This window comes from Streptomyces sp. XY431 (genome assembly GCF_001279805.1).
GTDB classification, from domain to species: domain Bacteria; phylum Actinomycetota; class Actinomycetes; order Streptomycetales; family Streptomycetaceae; genus Kitasatospora; species Kitasatospora purpeofusca.
Genome location: NZ_LGDO01000412.1, coordinates 1 through 276 on the forward strand (window position 1 = coordinate 1; position 276 = coordinate 276).

1 protein-coding gene is annotated in these 276 nt (G+C 73.2%); it reads right to left on the minus strand.

Translation table 11 applies throughout. The features are described from left to right. Positions 1-249: ATP-binding protein (locus tag ADK60_RS27485; protein WP_199839777.1), on the minus strand; the 249-nt coding region annotated here is incomplete at its 3' end. Between the last annotated feature and the right edge of the window lie 27 nt (positions 250-276).

The window sequence follows — 276 nt, forward strand, 5'->3', positions numbered from 1 at the left end:
GGCGGAGATGCGGGGTTCGGGGAGGGTGGGGCTGTCGTCGGCGACGGACACGCGCAGGGTGCGGGTGGGCAGGAGGACGACCACGACGGTCGGCGCCTGACAACCGGCGTGGCGCCAGGCGTTGACGTACAGCTCGTGGAGGGCGAGTTCGGCGTCCGCGACGAGGTCGTCCGGCCAGGAGGAGAGGGCGAGCGCGGTGCGCAGCTCCTCACGGGCGGCGGACCAGTCGGGCGGGCTGAAGGCACGCATGAGAAACCTCCGAGGGAGAGGCAGGGG